This window comes from Leucobacter sp. M11 (genome assembly GCF_035726885.1).
GTDB lineage: Bacteria > Actinomycetota > Actinomycetes > Actinomycetales > Microbacteriaceae > JAPFRB01.
Genome location: NZ_JAPFRB010000004.1, coordinates 92,731 through 93,186, shown reverse-complemented (window position 1 = coordinate 93,186; position 456 = coordinate 92,731). Strand labels below are relative to the sequence as shown.

General features: G+C 73.5%; 1 protein-coding gene. It reads right to left on the bottom strand.

Annotated features, from left to right (window positions below):
* A partial coding sequence (locus OOT08_RS12415; protein ID WP_325093055.1) for an ATP-binding protein occupies positions 1–456 on the bottom strand: 456 nt, incomplete at its 5' end.

Sequence of the window (456 nt, the reverse complement as noted above, 5' to 3'; positions counted from 1 at the left end):
TCATGATTCGCCTCGTTTCCGAAACTTGCGCACGACGCGGCTGACGCTGCGGCGGGCGGGCGGTTCGGAGCCGGCGGGGGCATCCGAGGGGACGAGCGGCAGCGGTGAGACGAGCACCTGGGTGCCCTCGCGGCGGGGCAGGGTGAGCCGCATGTTGGTGCCGAAGCCGGGCCGGGACCAGGCCTCGAGCGCGCCGCCGTGCACCTCGGCATCCTCCTGGGCGATGGCGAGGCCGAGGCCGCTGCCGCCCAGGGTGCGCTTGCGGGAGGGGTCGGCCCGCCAGAAGCGGTCGAAGACGCGCGCGGCGTGCTCGGCGCTCATGCCGATCCCGCTGTCGCGGACGGTCACCCCGACCGCGTTCGCGTTGGAGTCGATCGTGACGATGATCGGGCGGCCCTCGCCGTGCTCGATCGCGTTGCCGACGAGGTTCGTGATGATGCGGCGGATGCGGCGCGG